At 63.7% G+C, this 17,118-nt stretch carries 13 protein-coding genes; 8 read left to right on the top strand and 5 right to left on the bottom strand.

The genetic code is table 11. From position 1 onward, the window contains the following. Positions 1–328 precede the first annotated feature (328 nt). The 3 genes from CBW66_RS06595 (at position 329) to CBW66_RS06605 (ending at position 5,022) form a co-directional block, all read left to right on the top strand. Positions 329–2,437 carry a bifunctional rhamnulose-1-phosphate aldolase/short-chain dehydrogenase gene (locus CBW66_RS06595; RefSeq protein ID WP_230492186.1) on the top strand — a complete coding sequence of 703 codons (2,109 nt, stop codon included), beginning with the start codon at positions 329–331 and terminating at the stop codon, positions 2,435–2,437. A gap of 57 nt (positions 2,438–2,494) precedes the next feature. After that, positions 2,495–3,790 (top strand): L-rhamnose catabolism isomerase, encoded by a 1,296-nt coding sequence (rhaI, locus tag CBW66_RS06600; RefSeq protein ID WP_086137403.1) that lies wholly within the window; start codon positions 2,495–2,497, stop codon positions 3,788–3,790. A gap of 218 nt (positions 3,791–4,008) precedes the next feature. After that, complete coding sequence (locus tag CBW66_RS06605) at positions 4,009–5,022, top strand: bile acid:sodium symporter family protein (RefSeq protein ID WP_086137404.1); 1,014 nt, start codon at positions 4,009–4,011, stop codon at positions 5,020–5,022. A 2-nt stretch (positions 5,023–5,024) separates the two neighbouring features. On the opposite strand, the gene CBW66_RS06610 is transcribed toward CBW66_RS06605, so the two are convergent. Both CBW66_RS06610 and CBW66_RS06615 read right to left on the bottom strand, forming a co-directional pair. Next, a complete protein-coding gene (locus tag CBW66_RS06610) occupies positions 5,025–6,461 on the bottom strand; it encodes a UdgX family uracil-DNA binding protein (protein WP_230492187.1) in 1,437 nt (478 codons plus the stop codon). Then, positions 6,437–7,669: a putative DNA modification/repair radical SAM protein gene (locus CBW66_RS06615; RefSeq protein WP_086137406.1), complete on the bottom strand. Its 1,233-nt coding sequence runs from the start codon at positions 7,667–7,669 to the stop codon at positions 6,437–6,439. The genes CBW66_RS06610 and CBW66_RS06615 overlap by 25 nt, the downstream gene beginning before the upstream one ends. 140 nt (positions 7,670–7,809) lie before the next feature. Between CBW66_RS06615 and modA the strand changes: the two genes are divergently transcribed. From modA to CBW66_RS06635, 4 genes are read left to right on the top strand one after another with little or no spacing between them, the layout of a single operon-like run. Then, the gene (gene modA / locus CBW66_RS06620) at positions 7,810–8,568 is read left to right on the top strand and encodes a molybdate ABC transporter substrate-binding protein (RefSeq protein ID WP_086137407.1); all 759 of its coding nucleotides are present in this window, start codon (positions 7,810–7,812) and stop codon (positions 8,566–8,568) included. Between the two features lie 16 nt (positions 8,569–8,584). Then, on the top strand, positions 8,585–9,256 hold the full coding sequence (gene modB, locus CBW66_RS06625; RefSeq protein ID WP_086137408.1) for a molybdate ABC transporter permease subunit: 672 nt from the start codon (positions 8,585–8,587) through the stop codon (positions 9,254–9,256). Between the two features lie 8 nt (positions 9,257–9,264). Continuing rightward, positions 9,265–9,975 (top strand): sulfate/molybdate ABC transporter ATP-binding protein, encoded by a 711-nt coding sequence (locus tag CBW66_RS06630; protein ID WP_205701178.1) that lies wholly within the window; start codon positions 9,265–9,267, stop codon positions 9,973–9,975. A gap of 40 nt (positions 9,976–10,015) precedes the next feature. Then, positions 10,016–10,783, top strand: a complete 768-nt coding sequence (locus tag CBW66_RS06635) for a TOBE domain-containing protein (protein ID WP_086137439.1) — start codon at positions 10,016–10,018, stop codon at positions 10,781–10,783. Positions 10,784–10,901: 118 nt separating this feature from the next. Here CBW66_RS06635 and CBW66_RS06640 read toward each other — a convergent pair whose 3' ends face one another. Further along, positions 10,902–13,976, bottom strand: coding sequence for a response regulator (locus CBW66_RS06640; RefSeq protein WP_086137409.1), 3,075 nt, complete (start codon positions 13,974–13,976; stop codon positions 10,902–10,904). A gap of 240 nt (positions 13,977–14,216) precedes the next feature. On the opposite strand from CBW66_RS06640, the gene fnr reads away from it, so the two are divergent. Next, positions 14,217–14,975, top strand: coding sequence for a fumarate/nitrate reduction transcriptional regulator Fnr (gene fnr, locus CBW66_RS06645; RefSeq protein WP_086137410.1), 759 nt, complete (start codon positions 14,217–14,219; stop codon positions 14,973–14,975). Positions 14,976–15,099: 124 nt separating this feature from the next. On the opposite strand, the gene CBW66_RS06650 is transcribed toward fnr, so the two are convergent. Both CBW66_RS06650 and ccoG read right to left on the bottom strand, forming a co-directional pair. Next, positions 15,100–15,624 carry a FixH family protein gene (locus CBW66_RS06650; RefSeq protein WP_086137411.1) on the bottom strand — a complete coding sequence of 175 codons (525 nt, stop codon included), beginning with the start codon at positions 15,622–15,624 and terminating at the stop codon, positions 15,100–15,102. Between the two features lie 110 nt (positions 15,625–15,734). After that, positions 15,735–17,117: a cytochrome c oxidase accessory protein CcoG gene (gene ccoG, locus CBW66_RS06655; RefSeq protein WP_086137412.1), complete on the bottom strand. Its 1,383-nt coding sequence runs from the start codon at positions 17,115–17,117 to the stop codon at positions 15,735–15,737. Position 17,118 lies beyond the last annotated feature (1 nt).

Genomic DNA, 17,118 nt, shown 5'->3' on the forward strand with positions numbered 1-17,118 from the left:
CTTTGTCTCCTCTTGAGCCCTCTCCTGCCTTGCCCTGGCGTAGCCAGATGGGCAGGGACGACTTCTTTATCGGTGAGCCAGCCTAAGCAGTTGAGCGGTGCGTGTCAACAATCAATCAATCAACATCGTGATTATTTGCCCATTGCGCAAATGCCTGATCGACGTTTCGATCAACATGATGATTATTTGCGTTTCTCTCACGCTTTTGATTGCTTGTTGATTGACATGATCAGGCGCCTGACTTCTACTGAACGCTGCTGCCGCCAATTGCTCCGCACGCAGATGCGGCCAGGGCAAGTGCACACATAACCAATAATGGAGACACTGTATGACCGCCACGATGGACACCAACACGCCTGCGCCCATGACTTCGCTGTGGGATGACGCGCACGCCGCAACCTTGAGCGAACCGGAACTGCTGCTGTACCGCTCGAACCTGCTCGGCTCCGACATGCGCATCACCAATTTTGGCGGCGGCAATACGTCGGCCAAGATCAGCATGACCGACCCGCTGACGGGCGGCGCAGCCGAGGTGCTGTGGGTGAAAGGGTCGGGCGGCGACCTGGGCAGCATCAAGCTCGACGGTTTTTCCACCCTCTACATGGACAAGCTCCATGCCTTGAAAGGCCGCTACCGTGGCCTGGCGCTGGAAGATGAAATGGTGGCGTATCTGCCCCACTGCACCTTCAACCTGAACCCGCGCGCAGCCAGTATCGACACCCCGCTGCATGCGTACATCGCGCGCAAGCATGTCGACCATATGCACCCGGACGCGGTGATCGCGATCGCCGCCTGCGCCAATAGCAAAGCGCTCACGCACAGGATTTTTGAAGGCGAACTGGGCTGGCTGCCATGGCAGCGTCCCGGCTATGACCTGGGCCTGAAACTCGAAGCGCTGTCGCAGTCGCAACCGAACCTGAAGGGCATCATCCTCGAAGGCCACGGCTTGTTTACCTGGGGTGATACGGCCAAGTCCTGCTATGAAGTGACCCTGGCCATCATCAAGCGCGCCGAAGACTGGCTGGCCGCCAACAGCAAGCAGCCCGCCTTTGGCGGTGCCAAGGCCGCGCCATTGCCAGCGCAGGAGCGCGCGGCGCTGGCGCAGCGCCTGATGCCTGTGCTGCGCGGCAAGATCAGCCAGCATGAATACAAGCTCGGCCACTTTGACGACAGCGCCAATGTGCTCGATTTTGTCTGCAGCAATGATCTGCTGCCGCTGGCCGCGCTCGGCACTTCCTGCCCCGACCACTTCCTGCGCACCAAGATCCGTCCTTTCGTGATCGATTTCGATCCGCTTGACCCCGACTTCGACAAGCTCGTCGGCGGCCTCGACGAGGCGCTGGCCGCCTACCGCGCCGACTATATCGCCTACTACACGCGCTGCAAGCACGACAACAGCCCGGCCGTGCGCGACGCCAACCCGATCATCTATTTGATCCCGGGCGTGGGCATGCTGTCGTTCGCCAAGGACAAGGCGACGGCGCGCATCGCCGGCGAGTTCTATGTCAACGCCATCAACGTGATGCGCGGCGCCAATGGCGTCGACACCTATGTGGGCTTGCCGGAACAGGAAGCGTTCGACATCGAATACTGGCTGCTCGAAGAAGCCAAGCTGCAGCGCATGCCGAAACCAAAAAGCCTGGCCGGGCGCATCGCCCTGGTGACGGGCGGCGCCGGCGGCATCGGCCAGGCCGTGGCGCGCCAGTTGCTGCAGGAAGGCGCGTGCGTGATGCTGACCGATATCGATGGCGGCGCGCTGGAAGAGGCGGAACAGAATTTGCTGAAGGTGGCGGGGCGCGACAATATCGCCACCGTGCGCGCCAATATCACGGCCGAGCACGAAGTCGAGTCCATCCTGAACGCGGCCGCGCTGCGCTTTGGCGGCGTCGACCTGCTGGTGTCGAACGCCGGCATCGCCTCGTCGGCGCCGGTGGAAGACACGACCCTGGAAATGTGGGAGCGCAACCAGTCGATTTTGGTGACCGGCTACTTCCTCGTCAGCCGCGCCGCCTTCCGCATCATGAAGCAGCAGCAACTGGGCGGCAGCATGGTGTATGTGGCCAGCAAGAATGGCCTGGTGGCTTCGGGCGGCGCCTCGGCCTATTGCACCGCCAAGGCGGCCGAAATCCACCTGGCGCGCTGTTTGGCGCTGGAAGGCGCGCCGCACGGCATCCGCGTCAATGTCGTCAATCCCGACGCCGTCATCCGCGGTTCGCGCATCTGGGACGGCAAGTGGAAAGAAGAGCGGGCCGCCTCGAACAAGATCGATTCGGACGATATCGAGGAATTCTACCGCCAGCGCAGCATGCTCAAACGCAGCGTGCTGCCGGAAGACATTGCCGAGGCCGTGTATTTCCTGTCCAGCGAAAAAGCGGCCAAGAGCACCGGCAATATCCTCAATGTCGATGCCGGCAATGCGGCCGCCTTTACACGATAATCACGCCCTATAAAAAAGCAGCCGGCCCATGCGCCGCGCCGCGCCCAAGGAGACAAGATGAGTACCATGATCGACAGCGGCCTGGTGGCCGAACACAATGCCAAGCTGCAAGGTAACCTGGACGCCGACTACGCGGCGCTGGCCGGCGTACTGGAACGGCGCGGCCAGGATATTGAAAAACTGACGGCGCTGGCGCAGACCTTCGCCGTGGCCGTGCCAAGCTGGGGCGCCGGCACCGGCGGCACGCGCTTTGCCCGTTTTCCTGGCGTGGGCGAGCCGCGCAATGTGTTTGAAAAGCTCGAAGACTGCGCCGTGATCAACCAGCTGACGCAGGCCACGCCTGCCGTCTCGCTGCACTTCCCCTGGGATAAGGTCAGCGATACGGCCGCCCTGCGCGAAATCGCGCAAGGCCATGGCCTGGGCTTTGACGCCGTCAATTCGAACACCTTCCAGGATCAATTGGGCCAGGCGCATACCTACAAGCACGGCAGTTTGACGTCGCAAAGCGCGGCCGTGCGCGCGCAGGCGGTCGAACACAACATCGAGTGTATAGCACTGGGCCGCGCGCTGGGCTCGAAAGCGCTGACGGTGTGGGTCGGCGATGGCGCCAACTTCCCCGGCCAGCACAATCTGCGCGGCGCGCTGGAACGTTACCTCGACAGCATGCGCGACATCTACGGCGCCCTGCCCGCCGACTGGAACATCTTTATCGAGCATAAACTGTTCGAGCCAGCCTTCTACGCCACCACCATTGCCGACTGGGGCACCAGCTTTGCCTGCGCCAGCGCGCTGGGACAGAAAGCCCAATGCCTGGTCGACCTGGGCCACCATGCGCCCAACACGAACATTGAAATGATCGTCGCGCGCCTGGCGCAGTTCGGCAAGCTGGGCGGCTTCCATTTCAACGACAGCAAGTATGGCGACGATGACCTCGATTCGGGCAGCATCAATCCGTTCCAGCTGTTCCTGGTGTTCAACGAACTGGCCGACGCGGCCGAGCGCGAAGGCAGCACTTTCAATCCTGCCTACATGCTGGACCAGTCGCACAATGTGACCGACCCCATCGAAAGCCTGATGAGCAGCGCGGTCGAGGTGCAGCGCGCCTTTATCCAGTCGGCCCTGGTTGACCGCGCCGGCCTGCGCCAGCTGCAGGAAAGCAATGACGTGCATGCGTCGGCGCAAGCCTTGAAGCAGGCTTTCCGTACGGACGTGAGCGCGATTCTGGCCATGGCGCGTTTGCGCTCGGGCGGCGCGATCGATCCGGTGGCGTGCTATCGCACGACGGGCTACCGCGAGCAGTGCGGCGTGGCGCGGCCACCCAAGGCAGGCGCGAGCAGCAGCGGCATCGTGTAGCACCTGACAGTAGCGACTGCGCGTCGCCATTGGCGGCCTGTGATGCGCACCGTGCTGTAGCACAGTTGCGCTTCCTGGCCACAACTCGTTGCCGCTCGCTACGGTTCTGTCAGGCTCTGAGTGGAAGCAGGTAGAATAGCCAGCAATGGCGCCGTTCCCGGCGCTTTTTGTCATCCACGGCGCAGTGTTGCAAGGCTGGGCCGCTACCAGGCTACCGCATGTCTTCTTTTTCTTCCGCCGCCCTGCTGCGCAATCTGAAACCCGACAACTTCACCATCGCCCTGCTCGTCACCGTGGCACTGGCCAGCTTCCTGCCCTGCACGGGCCAGACGGCCGTGGTCTTCGGCAATATCACCACTGTTGCCATCGGCGCCCTGTTTTTCCTGCATGGCGCCAAGCTGTCGCGTGAAGCCGTGGTGGCCGGCGTCATGCACTGGCGCCTGCATTTGCTGGTGCTGGCCAGTACCTTTATTTTGTTCCCCCTGCTGGGCCTGGCTCTGCGTCCGCTGGCGCTGACTTTTCTTACGCCCGAGCTGTACGTGGGCATTTTGTTCCTGTGCGCCTTGCCATCGACCGTGCAATCATCGATCGCCCTGACGGCCATGGCGCGCGGCAATGTACCGGCCGCCATCTGCAGCGCCTCGGCCTCGAATTTCATCGGCATTTTTCTGGCCCCCATCCTGGTGGGCTTGCTGGTGGCCAAGGGCGCGGAAAGCAAGTCGTCGGTCGATGCCGTGCTGTCCATCGTGATGCAGCTGCTGCTGCCCTTCCTGGCCGGCCAGTTCCTGCGCCGCTGGATCGGCCGCTGGGTCGACCGTCACAAGGCCATGCTGAAATTCGTCGACCAAGGTTCCATTTTGCTGGTGGTCTACACGGCCTTCAGCGAAGCCGTCAGCGAAGGCCTGTGGCACACGATCTCGGTGGAAACCCTGGTCGCCCTGGGCCTGTTCAGCATCTTGCTGCTGGCGCTGGTCCTGGGCCTGATGACGTTCATCAGCCGCCGCCTGGGCTTTAGCAAGGAAGACGAGATCGCCATCGTCTTTTGCGGCTCGAAGAAAAGCCTGGCCAGCGGCGTGCCCATGGCCAAGGTCTTGTTCGCCACGCACGCGCTGGGCATGGTGATTTTGCCGCTGATGCTGTTCCACCAGATTCAACTGATGATCTGCGCCGTGATTGCGCAACGCTATGCGCGGCGCGACGAGCAGCAGGAAGGACCGGCGACGACCTTGTAGGATTAGCCTTGCTGCAGCGTCAAGGCCTGCCGTAAACCGTCCACGATCACCCGATACGCCTGCCGCCGGCTCGCCTCGTCTGGCGCGCGCAGCACGTAGGACGGATGGTAGACGGTCACCACCCAGCGGCCGTCGTGTTCGATGGGCGTGCCGATCAGCGGCGTCATCGCCGCCGCGCCATCCCGCAGCACGGATTTTAATGCCGTGCTGCCCAGCGCCACGATCACCTGTGGTTTGACACGTTCCATTTCTTCTTCCAGCCAGCCATGGCAGGCGAGGATCTCGCGCTGGGCCGGGGTCTTGTGCAGGCGGCGCTTGCCGCGTGGTTCCCACTTGAAATGCTTGACCGCATTGGTCAGATAGATGCTGTCGCGCGCCATGCCCGCTTCCCGCATGGCCCTGTCCAGCAGCGCACCGGCCGGGCCGACGAACGGCAGTCCGGCCAGGTCTTCCTGGTCGCCCGGTTGTTCACCGACGAGCATGATGCGGGCGGTGTGCGGACCTGTGCCGGGCACGGCTTGCGTGGCGTGCTGCCACAGCGCGCAGCGGCGGCACTGGTCCAGGGTAGTCGCTACCGCGCGCACGGGCTGGGCCCGTTCTGCGCTGATCGGGATCATGGCCGCGCCCTGCCGCTGTCCCACGCTGGCCGTCTGCCCCGTGCGCCGCTCGCCGTTGGCCGCGCCGCTCAGCATGGCGGGCACGATGGCGCCTTCCGGCAAGTTTTTCCAGAAGCGCGAGGGGATATGGCTGTGCAGCAAATCGGCATTCACGCGCGCGGGGTTGAAGATGCTGCGGTAGTACGTCAGCCATAGCGCTTCACCCGCATCGTCGATGTCGGCCGCGCCACGCAGCAGGGCCGGTCCCGCGTGCAGGGTGGCGCCATCCCACAGCATGCTGGCACCGGGCGTGGCGATCATCCAGCTGGCCGATCCCATGCGGCGCGCGAAGTGGCGCGCCACCTGCGGCAGCACCTCGTGCGTGGGCTCGAACCAGGCGACGAAGCGGGGCGCGCCGTCGCTTTCCGCCCGCTCGCGGAAGCGCACATACGCATGCATGTCGTGCTCTTCGCGATGCACGGCCTTGACCATGGCGTGCAGGCGCGCGCCGTCCGCGTCGGCCGGCGACACCACGTCGTGCTGGCCCAGCTGCCAGCGCCACAGCACCTGATACAGGAAGGCCCAGCGGTCAGGGACGTTGAAACAGGCGGCGCTTTCCAGCAGTTCCACCAGTTGGCGGGGCAGGCGCAGCGGCGGCGCGCCGGTATCCGTCGCCTCTGGCGTGGAGGAAAACAGGTCGCCCTCGCCGGGCCGCGATTGCCAGGCCACATCGGCAGGCGGCACGCCGCGCGCGATCAGTTCGCGCGCCGCCGCGCGCCACGCGTCGAACGACTGCGCCAGGCGCACCATCTGGCCGCTCATGCCGCCTGCAACTCCGGCCATAAATGCATTTGCTGCGGCGCATCGGCCATGGCGCGGCGCAATTGTTCGGAAGCGGCGGTGTCGCGCGCGGGAAAATAGTCGGCCGTGATGATGAAGGGCGCAATTTTCTTCATGCTGCAGCGCAGGCGCGACAGGTCAGCGTAGCGCACTTGCCGCAACTGGCGCAGGTCGACGATGCGCTGCGCGTTGCGCAGGCCGATGCCGGGCACGCGCGCGATCATGTGCTGCGCCGCGCGGTTCAAGTCCAGCGGAAAATGTTCGCGGTGCGCCAGCGCCCACGCCAGCTTGGGATCGATGTCGAGCGCCAGGTTGCCGCCGCTGGCGGGCAGCAGTTCGCTGGCCTGGAAACCATAGCTGCGCAGCAAGAAATCGGCCTGGTACAGTCGGTGTTCGCGCAGCATCGGCGGCGGCGCCAGCGGCACGCTGTTCGGGCTGTCGGGGATGGGGCTGAAAGCCGAGTAATACACGCGCTTGAGTTTGTAGCTGCCGTACAAGGTCTCGGCGGTGGCGAGGATTTGCTGGTCGTCGCTGGCGTCGGCGCCGACGATCATCTGCGTGCTTTGCCCGGCCGGCGCGAAACGCGGCGCGCGCGGTTCTTCGGCTTTTTCATCGAGCTTGCGGCGGATGGCGCCCATGGCCAGCTTGATCGTGTGCACGCTCTTTTCCGGCGCCAGTTTCTGCACGCTGTCCTGGGTCGGCAGTTCGATATTGACGCTGAGCCGGTCGGCATAGCGGCCCGCCTGCGCGATCAGGGCGGGGTCGGCGTCGGGGATGGTTTTCAGGTGGATATAGCCGCGGAACTGGTGCGCCTCGCGCAACTCGCGCGCCACCTGCACCAGTTGCTCCATCGTGTAGTCGGCCGAGCGGATGATGCCGGAACTCAGGAACAGGCCGTCGATGTAGTTGCGCAGGTAAAAGTCGGCAGTCAATTTCACCACCTCGGCCACCGTAAAGCGGGCGCGCGGCACGTTCGAACTGCGGCGGTTGACGCAGTACTGGCAATCGTACAGGCAGTAATTGGTCAGCAGGATTTTCAGCAGCGAGACGCAGCGCCCGTCCGGCGTGTAGCTGTGGCAAATGCCCATGCCCGAGGTGGCGCCAAAGCCGTCCTTGCCGATGGAATCGCGCTTGGGTGCGCCGCTGCTGGCGCAGGACGCGTCGTACTTGGCCGCGTCGGCCAGGATTTCCAGCTTGTCCGTCAATTCCATGGCTCACCTCGATATACTGTGTTTATATACAGTATATCAGGGAATCTGCCTTGTGCCGTCTTGACTTGCGCCATGGCAGAGCGCTATATATAAGTGTATATTACGTTCCTTGTTCACCGTTCACTTACAAGGATACGATCATGCGCCTCACCTCCCTCGCCCGCCTGCTTGGCACCGCCCTGCTCGCCACCGCTGCCTCGTCCGCCTTTGCCGGCGAAGTGGTGGTGTCGGCCGCGGCCAGCCTGACGAATGCGTTCAAGGATGCGGCGCAAAGCTATGAGGCGCAGTATCCGGGCAGCAAGGTGTCCCTGAACTTTGCCGCCTCGGGCGTGCTGCTGCAGCAGATCGTCAAGGGCGCGCCCGTGGATGTGTTTGCCTCGGCCGACCAGGAAACCATGGATGCGGCGCAAAAGCAGGGCCTGGTGCTGCCGGCCGAGCGCATGGATTTCGTCGGCAACAGCCTGGTGCTGATCGTGCCGCACGATAGCAAGCTGGGCATCAAGAGCCTGGCCGACCTGGCGCAAAAAAGCATCACGCGCGTGGCCATCGCCAACCCGGCCAGCGTACCCGTCGGCCGCTATTCTGAAGGCGCGCTGAAGAAGGCGAAGCTGTGGGACGCCGTGCAGCCGAAAGCCATCGGCACGCAGAATGTGCGCCAGTCGCTCGACTACGTTGCGCGCGGCGAAGTCGATGCGGGCTTTGTCTACGCCACCGACGCGGCCATCATGAAAGACAAGGTCAACGTCGTGCTGGACGTGCCGCTCGACGCACCCGTGCTGTACCCAATCGCCACCATCAAGGGCAGCGGCAATGCGGCCGAGGCGAAGCGCTTCGTCAGCTACCTGCAGACGGCGCCGGCGCAAGCCATCCTGGCCAAGTACGGTTTCAAGAAGCCATAAGGTAAAACGAACGCGCATGGATATCGCCTGGACCGCGCTGGCCCTGTCGCTCAAAGTAGCGGCGTGGGCCACGGCGCTCAATTTGCTGCTCGGCATCGGTACGGGCTATCTGCTGGCGCGCACGCGTTTTCCCGGGCGCGAATTGCTCGACGCCCTGCTGACCCTGCCGATGGTGATGCCGCCCACCGTGCTCGGCTATTACCTGCTGGTGCTGCTGGGCCGGCGCGGCACCCTGGGTATCTGGTTGCAGGACAACTTCGGCATCAACCTGATTTTTACGTGGCAGGGCGCCGTGATCGCCTCCACCGTGGTCGCCTTTCCCCTCGTCTTCAAGCCCGCGCGCGCCGCCTTCGAGGCGGTCGATGGCCAGCTCGAGCAGGCGGCCCGCGTGCTGGGTATTTCTGAAATGGCGATTTTCTTTCGCGTCACCTTGCCGCTGGCGTGGCGCGGCATCCTCGCCGGCGTGCTGCTGGGATTTGTGCGCGCGCTCGGCGAATTCGGTGCCACCCTGATGGTGGCCGGCAGTATTCCCGGCAAGACGCAGACCCTGTCGGTGGCCGTGTATGAAGCCGTGCAGGCGGGCCAGGACGATGTCGCCAACACTCTGGTGCTGATCACCTCCTTTGTCTGCATCGTGGTGCTGCTGTCGGCTGGCCGCCTGGCGCCCGGGCGCGTCGCGCACAAATGAGGTCTATGATGACGCCCATGCAACTCGACCTCGACATCCGCGCCACCCTGCGTTCCGGCAAACGCCGCTTCGACCTGCAGGTGCAATGCACCTCAGGCAGCCAGCGCATCGCCATGTATGGCCCGTCCGGCGCCGGCAAGAGCATGACCCTGAAAGCCATTGCCGGACTCTTCACGCCGCACGCGGGCCATATCCGCTTGAACGGGCGCACCCTGTTCGATGCGGCCGCCGGCATCAATCTGCCGCCGCAGCAGCGCAATGTCGCCTACCTGTTCCAGGATTACGCGCTGTTCCCGCACCTGACGGTGCGCCAGAACGTGGGCTTCGGCCTGGCACGCGGCTGGTTCAACCCGCGCGCGCGCGAAAAATTGCAGAAGGTCGAGCATTGGCTGGACGCGTTTCACTTGCAGGAACTGGCGCACCAGTTTCCCGACGAGTTGTCCGGAGGCCAGCGCCAAAGGGTGGCGCTGGCGAGGGCGCTCGTGGCCGAACCGGCCGCGTTGCTGCTCGACGAGCCGTTCGCCGCCCTCGATCCGGCCCTGCGTGTCAAAATGCGCCTGGAACTGAGCCAGTGGCAGCAGCGCCTGGACGTGCCCATGATCCTGATCACCCATGATCCGGAAGATGCGCGCATTCTGGGCGAGCATGTGCTGTACTTGCGCGACGGACAGATCGATAACAGGGAAGAACACATGGCATTGGGTGAACGCATTGGATAAATCAGCGGCAGCGGAAATCGGCCTGCAAGGCTCGGTATGGATGACGGTGGGCGGAGAAAACCTGGGCGGCGCCGGCAGGGTGGAATTGCTGGGCGCCATCGCCGAATGCGGCTCCATCACGCAGGCGGCCAAGCTCGTCAAGATGAGCTACAAGGCGGCCTGGGATGCCATCGACGCGATGAACAACCTGGCCGGCGAGCCGCTGGTTGAACGCTTGACGGGCGGCAAGGGCGGCGGTGGCACGCGGCTGACGCAGCGGGGACGCCAGCTGGTCGACAATTTCCGCATCATCGAGCGCGAGCATGCGCGCTACCTGCGCCAGCTGGGCAGCCAGGCCGAAGGCATCGCCGACGATCTTTTACTCATACGGAGAATGGCCATGAAAACCACGGCACGCAATCAATTTCTGGGCAAGGTGGCCGAACTGAAACCGGGCGCCGTCAACGATGAAGTCACCCTGGAGTTGCCCGGTGGCCAGCACATCGTGGCCATCGTCACGCAGGGCAGCAGCGCGGGCCTGGGCCTGGTGCCGGGCGCGGAAGCGTTCGCGCTGATCAAGGCTTCGTCGATCATCCTCGTGGCCGACGGCGCAGGGGCGCGCTTTTCCGCGCGCAACCAGCTGGCCGGCACCGTCACGCGCGTGCAGACGGGCGCCGTCAACACGGAAGTGGTGCTGGACTTGCCAAGCGGCGGCACGATTGCCGCCATCATCACCAACCAGAGCAGCACCGAGCTGGGCATCGAGATCGGCAGCAGCGTGACGGCGATTTTCAAAGCGTCCAGCGTGATTCTGGGCGTGCCGGCGTAAGCCAAAAGCCGTAGGTCGGATTAGCGGCGGCACGCCGCGTAATCCGACAATATTGTTGGCGTCCGTGGTGTCGGATTACGCGCTGGCGCGCTAATCCGACCCGCGCAAGGTCGCAAATTTAATCCTTCAGCCGCGACAACCAATCGGCCGCCGCCGCCAGCGCCTGCTCCAGCTCCTGCGCCGTCTGCGCCAGCAGTGCCGGCACTTCGTCCAGGCGGCCCGCATCGATGGCTTCCTCGGTGGCGAAGGCGGTGCGGATCAGGCGTTTCGTGCCCAGGGTGCCGACGGAGCCGCGCACGCTGTGCAGGATGCGCGCCACGTCGCTGTGGCGGCCTGCCTGCAATGCTGTTTCGGCGTCGCGCATGGGCGTCATGCCCTTGTTCAGCGCGTCTTCCACCATGCGCCGCAGCACGCCGCGCCCCTTCGCATCGCGCCCCATCACGCGCATCAGCGGCGCCATGGAAAAAATTTCTTCATCGGCGACGGGCGCCGGCCCGGCCGTCTGCACTGGCGGCCGCTTGGGCAGGTGGCGCAGGATGACTTCCATCATCTCTTCCACCACGACGGGCTTGGCGATGAAATCGCTGATGCCGGCCGTCATGCAGCGCTCGCGCTCGGACGCCAGCACGCCGGCCGTCATGGCGATCACAGGTAGGCTCAAGCGTAGTTCCGTGCGGATGATGTGGGTGGCGCTGAAGCCGTCCATGACGGGCATCTGCATGTCCATCAGCACGATGTCGTAGCGCAGCGCTTCCGTGCGCAGCCGTTCCACGGCCTGCAAGCCGTCGCCCACCACGTCCAGGGTGGCGCCCATGTGTTCGAGGATGCCGCGCGCCACGGCCTGGTTCAAATGATTGTCTTCCACCAGCAGGAAATGCACGCCGGCCAGTTCCGTGCCCAGCGGCTGCTGCAGGATGCGCTGCTCGCCGCCGTCGTGCTTGGCGATCAGCGCCTGGTGCAGGGCATCGAACAGGCTTGAACCCGTGATCGGCTTCATCAGCACGACGTCGGCCTCGGCCGCGCTGGAGATTTCCTCGAGGTGGTTGCGGGCGAAGGCGTTGACCATCACCACGATGGGCTGGCGCTGGCCGCTGGCTGCCTGGCGGATGGCCTTGGCCGTGGCCAGGCCGTCCATGACGGGCATGTGCCAGTCGGCCAGCACCACGTCGTAGGGCTGCTGCTGCGCCAGGCGCTCGCGGTACAGTTCGATGGCGGCAAAGCCGGAGTCCACTTCGTCGGCCAGCCAGCCCCACGCCTCGATCAGCTTGACGATCAGTTCGCGCGTGGTGCGGTTGTCGTCGGCCACCAGCAGGCGCAGCTGGCCCAGGGTGGGCGTGCGCCGCGTTTCGGCCGGCTGCGCCAGCATGTCGAACGGCACGCTGAACCAGAAGCGGCTGCCCTTGCCTTCGCTGCTGGCGACGGCGATGTCGCCGCCCATCATGTGGATCAGCTGCTTGCTGATGGCCAGGCCCAGGCCCGTGCCGCCGAAGCGCCGCGTGATACTCTGGTCGCCCTGCGAAAACGCGGAAAACAGCTGCTGTTGCTGCAACTGCGTCATGCCGATGCCCGTGTCGCGCACTTCGAAGCGCAGCCAGGCGCGGCCGTTGTCTTTCTCGGCCAGGCTGACGGCCACCACCACTTCGCCGCTCTCGGTGAATTTGATGGCGTTGCCGGCCAGGTTGACGAGGATCTGCTGCAGCCGCTGGGCGTCGCCCACGAGGCGGCGCGGCACGTCGGGTTCGACGGCAATCGCCAGTTCCAGCTCCTTTTCGCCCGCATTCATCGTCATCGTCGTGGCCAGCGTGTTCATGACCTCGTCGAGGTCGAATTCGACGGGCGACAATTCCATGCGGCGCGCCTCGATCTTCGAATAATCGAGCACGTCGTTGAGGATGCCCAGCAGCGACTGGCCCGCCACGCGCACCATGGTCAGGTACTTGCGCTGTTCCGTATCGAGCTTGGTATTGCCCAATAAATACACCATGCCCAGCACCGCATTGAGGGGCGTGCGGATTTCATGGCTCATGTTGGCGACGAAATCGCTCTTCGCGCGGTTGGCCGCCTCGGCCCGGTCGCGTTCCTGTTCCAGCTCTGCCGCGCGCGCTTCGAGTTCCTGCTGCAGCCGGTCGCGTTCGCTCATCAGGCCGTTGAACGCTTCCGTCAGTTCGCCGATCTCGTCGCGTTGCTGCACCGGCACGGGGGTGAAGCGGCTGCCGCTGGTGCGCAGCGCCTGCAGGGTGTCGCGCAGGCGCACCAGCGGCGAGAGCAGGCGCACAGTGACCCAGCCCAGAACAAAAGCGGCCAGCAGCGAGGCGAGGATGCTCCACAGCACCAGGCGGTACAGCACGCCGTCGAACGGTTCGAAGGCGTCGTCGAGGGGCAGCGAGGCGGCCAGCAGCCAGTTTACCGATTTCAGGCGCTTGAAGCTGTTGACGGCCGTGATGCCGCGGCTGTTGGTGCTGACCATGCTGCCTTCGCCATCGTCCTTCAGCAGCTGGGTGGTCGTCAGGTTGGCGGTCGGCAGGCGCGGCTGCAGCAAGCGGCTGGTGTCGGGGTGCAGCACATAGCGCGGCACGGCGCCGCGCGTGAGGATGAAGTAATAGCCGCTCTTGCCGATCTTTTCCGAGCGCAGGCGCCCCAGCAGGTTGTCCTTGTACAGGCGCAGCACGCCGATCACCACGCCGGCCACCTGGCCATCGGCGGCGAGCACGGGCGCGACCATCTGCACGATGGGCATGCCGCTCGATTTGCCCAGCATCGGCTCGGTGATCATGGGCTGGCGCGTGCGCAGCACGGTCTGGAAGTATTCGCGCTCGGCGACGTTGATGCCGGCGCGCCCCGCCACTTCCGGCATGTCGGCCACGACGGCGCCATGCGCGTCGAGCACCAGCACGTCGTCGAACAGCACCAGCATCGAGCGGCGCGCATAGTATTCGCGCAGTTGGGCGGGCTGGGCGATCAATTCCGGCGGCTGCTGCCTGGCCGTCAGGGTGACGATCTGCAGCAGCATGCCCAGTTTGTCGTCGAGTTCGGCAGCGGTGCGGCTGATCAGGGAAGATTGCTGGCTCAGCAGTACTCGCGTGAAGTCGTCGCGCATGTGCTGCACCTGGATCATGGTGACCAGCGCGATCATGGCGATCGAGGTCAGGCTGGTGGCCAGCGCGACTTTTGCTTTGATGCCAAGAGGCTTCATGATTTCCTTTTCAGTACCGGGCGGCACAGGCGGCAAGAGAATGCTGTTAGGAATTTTCCTATCAATACATCAACTTGGCAAGCGGCGCCGCGCAAATGGCCCCCCGTGCATGGGCTTTTGGCGATGTTGCCATATAATTAAAGTCGGAACGTCGTTTATTCAGCGAAATTGCGGTGAAATTGGCACACGGCAACCCTGTATGCAGTAAACTTGTTATTGCATTTTCTAAAAGGTACCGACATGACTGAAGCGCTACTCACTCCAACCTTGCCCACAGTGACCGTGGAAGCGTTGCGTGCGCGATGCTCGACGTGCAGCATGCATCAATTGTGCCTGCCGATGGGCCTCGACGTGGGCGACATGGACAGACTGGACCAGATCATCGGCCGCCGCCGCAAGATTGTGCGCGGCGCTTCGCTGTTCCGCATCGGTGACTCGTTCCAGAACCTGTATGCGATCCGTCTGGGCCACTTCAAGACCTACCAGATCAATCCGGGCGGCGAAGAGCAGGTGACGGGTTTCCAGATGGCTGGCGAATTGCTGGGCATGGACGCCATCAGCGCCGACCGCCACCACTGTAATGCGGTGGCGCTGGAAGACAGCGAAGTGTGTGAAATCCCGTTTTCCAGCCTGGAACAATTGCTGGGCAATATGCCGACCCTGCTGCGCCATTTCCATCGCATGATGAGCCAGGAAATCACGCGCGAGCAAAGCGTGATGCTGTTGCTGGGCAATATGCAGGCGACGCAGCGCTTTGCCGCCTTCATCGTCAACCTGGCGTCGCGCTATGAGGCGCGCGGCTATTCGGCCAGCAAATTCCAGTTGCGCATGTCGCGCGAGGAAATCGGCAACTACCTGGGCCTGACCATCGAAAGCGTCAGCCGTTTATTGTCGAAATTCAAGAAGGAAGGCTGGCTGCGCGTGTCCAACCGGGAAATTGAAATCCTGCAGCCGGCCAAGCTGAAAGCCATCACGGCCGGCACGGACGTCTGCAAATAACAGCACCGTCAAAACCTACTGCGCGTCGCGCTTTGCGGCCTGCGATGCTCGCTGTGCTATAGCACAGCTGTGCTTCTCAGCCACAAATCACTGCCGCTCGCTACGGTTTTCCCGGCACTGTACGTCATAGTTCCTCATCCGCGTGCAGCGCGATGCTGCGTTGCAGCGGCCAGGTCCAGATGCCGGACAGGCGCCACTCGCGCTTGTCGTTTTCCACCAGCACCTGCCAGCGGCTGCGCTCGAGCATCGGCAGCGCCACCGAGAAATTGCCGGACGCATCGGGCTGCAGCAGCAGCTTGATGTCTTTTTCCGGCAAGGTCGCGTGTGCCAGGTGCAATTGCAGCGGACCCTGGTAAGCCTTGCCGAAGCTGTGCACGGAACCGCTGAGACGCGCTGCGGCGACGTCATACGACAGGGTCGTATCCATCGCCAGGTCGCTGGCGATCGTGTCACGCTTCAGATCCTGGTTGATCGCCTTGCCCTGCTTGTAATAATCGCCCACCACCAGCGCGTCGGGCTGCGTAAACGCGATATAGCCCATGAAGCTGCCGACGACCACGGACAGGCCGGGGCCGATCATCAACAGCCATGGCCAGCGGTGCTTGTACCATGGGGCAACGGGGGCTTGCAGCTTGAGACTGTCGGACATGGTATTTCTCCTGTGTTTCTGTGTATACGGCCAGTCCCCATGCGGGGACCGGCCTTCCTGCAACTTCGTGGCGGCGGCGGGGGCACCCGGTCCCCGTCCGCCTTTCCTTGTTAACGCGGCACGATGAATACCGCGCTTTCACGCACATGCAGCGACGGGTCGTCCAGCGAATGCAATTCGATCGCAATCTTGTTCGAGCCCTTCTCGCCCACGCCGTGCGGCACCCGCAGGCGGATCGGCCAGCCCAGCGTTTCCGTCGGCTGCAAGGTCACTTCTTCGCGCGTCAGCAAGGTCAGGCCCGGCAAGCCGGAAGCGCTGATCTTGAAATGCTGGCTTTGCTCGGAGGTGTTCATGATCTGCAGGCGGTAGACGTTTTCAATCATGCCGTCTTCCACTTCGCGTCCCATCGAACCGCGGTCGCGGATCACGTCCATTTTCAGGGGCGTGCGCAGGGCCAGCGACGTACACACGGCGATGATGATCAGGGCCAGGATGGACGTGTAGATCAGCACGCGCGGGCGCATGGCGCGCTGGCGGATCTGCTTCGAATTGAAGTTGTTTTCCATCGCATGGTCGGTGCTGTAGCGTATCAGGCCACGCGGCCGCTCGACCTTGTCCATCACGCTGTTGCAGGCATCGACGCAGGCGGCGCAGCCGATGCATTCATACTGCAGGCCGTTGCGGATATCGATACCGGTCGGACACACCTGCACGCACAGGGTGCAATCGATGCAGTCGCCCAGCTTGTCGTTGTTGCCGGCCTTCTTGCTCATCGCGCCGCGAGGTTCGCCGCGCTTGGCATCGTAGGTGATGATCAGGGTGTCCTGGTCGAACATGGCGCTCTGGAAGCGCGCGTAGGGGCACATGTATTTGCACACCTGCTCGCGCAGCCAGCCCGCGTTGCCGTAGGTTGCCAGGCTGTAGAACAAGACCCAGAACCATTCCCAGGGACCGAAATTGAGCGTGGTCACCTCTTGCGCCAGTTCCTTGATCGGCGTGAAGTAGCCGACAAAGGTAAAGCCCGTCCACAGGGCGATGGCGCCCCATACCAGGTGCTTGGCCGTCTTCTTGGCCGTCTTGCGCAGCGACGGGCCCTGCTTGTCGAGGGCCATGCGCGCGCTGCGCGTGCCCTCGATGCGGCGTTCGACCCACAGGAAAATTTCCGTGTATACCGTTTGCGGGCAAGAGAACCCGCACCACACTCGCCCCGCAATGGCCGTGACGAGGAACAACAAGTACGCACAGATGATCAGCAGGGCCGCCAGATAGATGAAATCCTGGGGCCACAGCACGACGCCGAAAATGTAGAACTTGCGCGTGGTCAAATCGAACAGCAGGGCTTGCCTGCCATTCCAGGTCAACCACGGCAAGCCGTAGAACGCGAGCTGGGTAAGCCATACGCATACCCATCGCCAGGTAGCGTAGCGTCCTTTGGCCTCGCGAGGGTAGATTTGCTCGCGGGCCGCATACATCTTGATGACTTGAGGTTCCATT

It is taken from the genome of Janthinobacterium sp. GW456P, assembly GCF_002127655.1.
GTDB lineage: Bacteria > Pseudomonadota > Gammaproteobacteria > Burkholderiales > Burkholderiaceae_D > Janthinobacterium.

Coding starts and splice junctions, on each gene's coding strand:
- CBW66_RS06595 (WP_230492186.1), top strand. CDS start 329: ATGACCGCCACGATGGACACCAACACGCCTGCGCCCATGACTTCGCTG.
- rhaI (WP_086137403.1), top strand. CDS start 2,495: ATGAGTACCATGATCGACAGCGGCCTGGTGGCCGAACACAATGCCAAG.
- CBW66_RS06605 (WP_086137404.1), top strand. CDS start 4,009: ATGTCTTCTTTTTCTTCCGCCGCCCTGCTGCGCAATCTGAAACCCGAC.
- CBW66_RS06610 (WP_230492187.1), bottom strand. CDS start 6,461: ATGGCCGGAGTTGCAGGCGGCATGAGCGGCCAGATGGTGCGCCTGGCG.
- CBW66_RS06615 (WP_086137406.1), bottom strand. CDS start 7,669: ATGGAATTGACGGACAAGCTGGAAATCCTGGCCGACGCGGCCAAGTAC.
- modA (WP_086137407.1), top strand. CDS start 7,810: ATGCGCCTCACCTCCCTCGCCCGCCTGCTTGGCACCGCCCTGCTCGCC.
- modB (WP_086137408.1), top strand. CDS start 8,585: ATGGATATCGCCTGGACCGCGCTGGCCCTGTCGCTCAAAGTAGCGGCG.
- CBW66_RS06630 (WP_205701178.1), top strand. CDS start 9,265: ATGACGCCCATGCAACTCGACCTCGACATCCGCGCCACCCTGCGTTCC.
- CBW66_RS06635 (WP_086137439.1), top strand. CDS start 10,016: ATGACGGTGGGCGGAGAAAACCTGGGCGGCGCCGGCAGGGTGGAATTG.
- CBW66_RS06640 (WP_086137409.1), bottom strand. CDS start 13,976: ATGAAGCCTCTTGGCATCAAAGCAAAAGTCGCGCTGGCCACCAGCCTG.
- fnr (WP_086137410.1), top strand. CDS start 14,217: ATGACTGAAGCGCTACTCACTCCAACCTTGCCCACAGTGACCGTGGAA.
- CBW66_RS06650 (WP_086137411.1), bottom strand. CDS start 15,624: ATGTCCGACAGTCTCAAGCTGCAAGCCCCCGTTGCCCCATGGTACAAG.
- ccoG (WP_086137412.1), bottom strand. CDS start 17,117: ATGGAACCTCAAGTCATCAAGATGTATGCGGCCCGCGAGCAAATCTAC.